The following is a 5048-nucleotide window of genomic DNA, read 5'->3' on the forward strand; positions in this document are numbered from 1 at the left end:
CAACATTTAGCATTACAAATTTAGTAAAATATACAGAGCGCCCCCTTCGGAGAATCGCCATGTTAGAAACGGCATTTTTAGACAAAACTGCTATAGCGTTTGGAATCTATCCCGCTGTTACCTTTCTGTTGATGGCTATCACTTCACGGGGAGAGCCGTGGAGATTCAGCAACCTGCTGATTGGTTTTATTTCTTTGGGGTTAGCATTTATGAACCAGCGATTATTCTTGGGTTTTGAGCACTACTACGCAGCATTACTCGATGCAGGCAAATTGGACCCACATGGCTTCAGAACCCTCACCCAATCAGCCAGCTCATGGGGTAATATCTTATTTGCAATCAATGCTGGGTTGGGGATTTGCATGATTGGGTTATACCTAACCCAAAAGCCGCCCAGCATGGGGCGGCTGTGATGGCGTTAGCTCTGTCGGGTTAGCGGTTGGTGATGATCAGCTCACCTCGGTGACCGGTCGACTCCCGGCCGACGGTGTAACGGATGCTGGTGGAGTGGATCGTCAGCCCTTCGAAGGCCTCACGCATCTCTGGAATGTCGTTCACGCTGATGACGACCTGCCCCTCGGCCTGGCGAGCCAGGTCGGCCATCTCGTGATACTGCTCGAGGCCGAAGTCGGCCCCGTAGCCAGTTGTCCCCCAGTAAGGCGGATCCAGATAGAAGAGCGTGCCCGGGCGATCGTAACGCCTGACGCACTCGGCCCAGTCCAGGTGCTCCACTACCGTGCGTGCCAGGCGCAGGTGGGCGGCACTGAGGTCCTCCTCGATTCGCAGTAGGTTAAGCCTGGGGGCGGAGGTGGCAGAGGTACCGAAGGACTGTCCCGATACCTTGCCGCCAAAGGCCAGCTTCTGCAGGTAGAAGAACCGGGCAGCTCGATGGATATCGGTCAGGTGGCGGGGGTCTACATCGCGCTGGGTCAGGTACTCCTCGCGGCTCACCAACCCCCAACGGAACTGGCGCACCAGCTCGTCGGGGTGATGCTTGACCACCCTATACAGATTGACCAGCTCGCCGTGGACATCGTTGATCACCTCCACTGGCTGGGCGCTTTCATGAAGAAAACCGCGGCGCCACCGCAGAACGGCTCCACGTAGGCGGTATGCTCCTGGAACAGCGGAATAATCTGTTTGGCCAGGCGTCGCTTGCCTCCCATCCATGGGAGTATCGGCTTGTTCGTCATCCTTGATACCTGTTCATTTATACAGCTTTTGGTTACTATGCTCCTGTCGCTTGGGGGCCGGGACGCTCCCTGATATCAAGGACGATACGAGTGACACTCGCCCGGGCCATGCCCGGGCGATTTCTATGCGGCTGTGTCGTTCGGCTCAGCATCCAATGTGTACGGCCGAAACCTGACGATCTCTTCGCCGGTGATCTCGTTGATCTCCTTCAGGCTCTCCTGGAGAGGTTCGAGCTCGTTGGCAACGAAGACCCTGGCCGCCTTCTCGACGTCACCGAAGCCAGCTGTATTGGTCGGCACGATGCCCATCAGCTGCGGGGGGATCCGGTGGCCGGCGAGCTGGTCGTCGCGGGTGAGGTTCTTGATGTTCCAGAAATCATCCTTGGCGGCCACCTCACTGACGGGGATCACCTGCACGCCGTCCTTCTTGCCCTTCGGCGAGTAGAGGAACAGGTTTCGGAAGTTGCCCGGGCCCTTGCTGTCCTTGAGGGCCTGGCGCACGGCATCGATGTCCTTCTGGTCCTGGGCGGGGTCGTTCACATAGAGGATGAAGCCGGCGTGGCTGCCGTTGAGGTAGTAGCGGCGTCGGAACAAGGTCGCCGATTCGTTGAGCCAAGCCGACTGCAAACTGCCGATATAGTCGGGTACGCCGTAGATCGACTGATCGATATCCGGCTCGAGCAGATGGATCACCCGCCCCCGGGGGAGTTCTTCACGGTCCATGTAGTTGGGCACCCACCAGTAGCGCTCGCCCTGCAGCCCTCCTCGCCGCATGTATTTGGCCCGCAAGTGCCGGAACGGCAACCGGCGGCCCAGGCGCCCTCTCACATCCTCGAGGTAACCGTTGCCGAATACCAAATAGTCCAGCGCCAGGCCGCTGAGCACTTGCCTGCTCAAAAGCGGGTGGGGTTCGAAGGTTCTGAGCAGGATGTTGCGCTTCACCTGCATCGCCGAGCCGTGGTGGGCGGTGGCACGGTAGCTCTTGGCCAGGATCGATAGCGGAATGGGCGGCTCATACCACTCGTCGGGCGAGAGCCAGACCCCTTCGTACCAGATATCGCGCAGGCTGGTGACCGGCTCGGGATCCCCGAAGCTGAAGGCCTCCATCCGACCCGCGCCGCCCTCTGGGGTATACGCCGGCACGCGAATGCGTGGCTTGCTTGCGGTGGTCTCGCTCATTCGTAGATCTCCATCATGGAGCCCATGCCTTCCTCGGCCGGGCCGTCGATCGGTTCGTTGTGCAGGGCGTGCATGGTTGCCCAGGCCAGGTCGGCGTGGCCGGTGGCGCGGCTGCGCCCGCTGGTGTAGGTGAACTGCCTGCCGCTGGGTGTCAGCTCGCGCTTGATCGCCATGAACGACTGCGCCATGTCGGCCCAGCCGGCGTCGAACTCGAGCCGATGCTTGCGCATGATCTGCTGGGCCTGCATGACCATGGTGGACTTGAGGGTGACGTCGTAGCGGTAGCGCACCAGGGTGGGGAACCACTTCTCGACGTGCTCGGCCACCGCCTCGCCCAGCCCGCTGACATCGATGCCGATATGCTCGATGCGGTACCGCTCGCGAAACGATTTGATGAATGCCGCCTGGGCCTCGTAGTCCTCGCCTTTGAGCCGGTGCCGCTCGAGCACCCGGTGCTTCTCATCCCGAGTGCGGGCCGGCAGTACCACCACCAGGCCGGCGCCGTCGCCGTCCTCGCCGGTCCCGGTGGGGTCGTAGCCGATCCACACCCCGCGGTCGCCCACTGGACGCGGGGCGAACGGCCGGTAGTCGTCCCACTCCTCCCAGCTGTCGACCATGCAGGGGTGAACGAGCGCGAGCGGAAAGGCGCTCTGGCTGTCGTCGACGAACTGGCACATCAGCAGGTTGTTGAACTCGTCGACGCTGTACTCGAGACGCAGCTGGTCCAGGTCGAACAGATCGCAGCCGCCGGCAATGGCGTCCTCTACGGTGACGATCTGCCGCCACTGGCCGTCCGGGCAAAGTGCACCGGCCGATAGCGCGGCATGGCTGACGTCGAACTCCTGGCGCTCGGCCTTGGGGCGCCGCGCATTGAACAGCTCACCGCTCCAGAACGGGTAGCCTCATGGCCCAGGCTCGAGGGCGTGGAGAAGTAGGTCTGCCGCCACTTCTTGTGCATGGCCATGCCGGAGGTGACCTTCCGGAACTCCTGGAAGCGATGAATCCAGAAGTACTCATCCAGGTACACGTCGCCGTGGTAGCCCTGCGCCGTCTTCGAGTTGGTGCCCAGGAAGTGCAGCTCGGCACCGTTGTCGAGAATGATCGGATCGCCCTTGAGGTCGACGTCGCAGACCTCTTTGACGAACTGGACGATATAGCTGCGGAAGATGTGGGCCTGGGCCTTCGAGGCACTGAGGAATATCTTGTTGCGGCCGTGCTCGAGCGCATCGACGATCGCCTCGCGGGCGAAGAAGAAGGTGGCGCCGATCTGCCGGCTCTTGAGGATGTTGCGGATGCGGTGCTTCTGCCCAGCCTCATACCAGTGCTGCTGATAGGCGAAAGCCCCCTCCAGAAACGCCGCCTTCAGCTGCTCGATCTGCGCTTCGTCGAGGAAGTTGCGCTTCTGCTTCCGGGGGCGCGGCGCCTCGTTGCGGGCATTGATATTGGGGTTCAGGTCCGACTCGCGCCCCGTCTCCTGGTACCGGTGCACCCGGGCCAGCCGCTCGATCTGCCTGCCCAGCAGGTCGATCTCCTTGAAGTCCCGCCCCTCCTTTTCCGGCTTGGCGATCAGCTGGACCAGCCGCGCCTCCAGCGCACCCTCCACCCGTTCGGTCGGCGTGGCCTCTTCCCAGGCGTCGCGACGCTTCCAGCTGTGCACCGTCGCCGGCTTCTCGCCGATGAACTCGCTGATACGCGCGATGCGCCATCCCTGCCAGTACAGGTGTCGGGCAGTGATGCGCGGCGAATCCAGGGTGTCGGGGGGCATGGTCGTCATGCGGCCAGCCTACCCGCGCGCCCGCGTGGCTTATCGGCACAGGTCATGTACCGGGGAAGCCGTACACGCCGGATGAATTGAGCCCGGCGCAGCGCACGCGGAACCTGACGGCACGACAGCATCGACGCCCGCATAGTCCGAGGACCGCCCCATGCCCTGGTTCAAAGTCGCCACCGAAGGCGCCACTACCGACGGCCGCACGATCTCGCGCAAGTGGATCGAGCAGATGGCCAAGAATTTCGACCCGAAGCTCTACGGCGCCCGCGTCTGGATGGAGCACATGCGCAGCATGTTTGCCGACGGCGCCTTCCCTGCCCTGGGCGACGTGACCGCCCTGAAAGCCGAGGAGGTGGACGGCAAGCTGGCCTTGTTCGCCGATATCAACCCCACCGACAAGCTCAAGGAGATCAACGGGCAACGCCAGAAGATCTACACCTCCATCGAGGTGGATCCCGAATTCGCCGACACCGGTGAAGCCTACCTGGTCGGCCTGGCCGTCACCGACAGCCCCGCGAGCCTGGGCACCGAAATGCTCAAGTTCAGCGCGCAGCAGGGCGAGGCATCCCCTCTGGCCCGGCGCAAGCAGTCGGCGCACAACGTCTTCACCGCTGCCGTGGAAACCGAGCTCGATTTCAGCGAGGAACCGCCCGCCGACGATGGGCCCAGCCTGATGGAGCGCGTCGCGGCGCTGTTCAAGAAACACGATGCCAAGAGCGACAAGCATTTCGCCGCCTTCCGCACCGACCTCGAGCAGACCCTGGGCCTGTTCGTACAGCGGCACAGTGCGCTAGCCGACGATCTCGCCGGCCGCCCCACCGCTGCCGCCTTCAGCGAATTGCAGGCAGCACACGACGAGCTGAAGGGCCGCTTCGACGCGCTCTACTCAAAGCTCGACAACACCC

General features: G+C 62.6%; 6 protein-coding genes and 1 pseudogene. 2 read left to right on the forward strand and 5 right to left on the reverse strand.

Annotation, left to right across the window (positions count from 1 at the left end; all coding sequences use genetic code 11):
- Positions 1–413, forward strand: a 413-nt coding sequence (locus tag Q427_RS12950; RefSeq protein ID WP_043514492.1) for a hypothetical protein, incomplete at its 5' end; no start/stop codon positions are given.
- 19 nt (positions 414–432) lie between these two features.
- Here Q427_RS12950 and Q427_RS12955 read toward each other — a convergent pair.
- The 5 genes and pseudogenes from Q427_RS12955 to Q427_RS36900 form a co-directional block, all read right to left on the reverse strand.
- The gene (locus tag Q427_RS12955; protein WP_197030629.1) at positions 433–1050 is read right to left on the reverse strand and encodes a DNA adenine methylase; all 618 of its coding nucleotides are present in this window, start codon (positions 1048–1050) and stop codon (positions 433–435) included.
- On the reverse strand, positions 1041–1193 hold the full coding sequence (locus Q427_RS35320; RefSeq protein WP_197030630.1) for a DNA adenine methylase: 153 nt from the start codon (positions 1191–1193) through the stop codon (positions 1041–1043). Before Q427_RS35320 ends, Q427_RS12955 begins: the two co-directional genes overlap by 10 nt.
- A 123-nt stretch (positions 1194–1316) precedes the next feature.
- Entirely contained in the window at positions 1317–2372 is a 1056-nt protein-coding gene (locus Q427_RS12960; protein ID WP_051496347.1) for a phage portal protein, read from the reverse strand.
- Entirely contained in the window at positions 2369–3049 is a 681-nt protein-coding gene (locus tag Q427_RS36895) for a phage terminase large subunit family protein (protein WP_442905486.1), read from the reverse strand. Before Q427_RS36895 ends, Q427_RS12960 begins: the two co-directional genes overlap by 4 nt.
- A gap of 18 nt (positions 3050–3067) precedes the next feature.
- A pseudogene (locus tag Q427_RS36900) lies at positions 3068–4146 on the reverse strand (terminase large subunit domain-containing protein); the annotation flags it as partial.
- Positions 4147–4297: 151 nt separating this feature from the next.
- Here Q427_RS36900 and Q427_RS12970 point away from each other — a divergent pair.
- The coding region (locus Q427_RS12970) for a GPO family capsid scaffolding protein (RefSeq protein WP_051496348.1) at positions 4298–5048 on the forward strand (751 nt) is incomplete at its 3' end.

Source organism: Halomonas sp. BC04, from assembly GCF_000568385.1.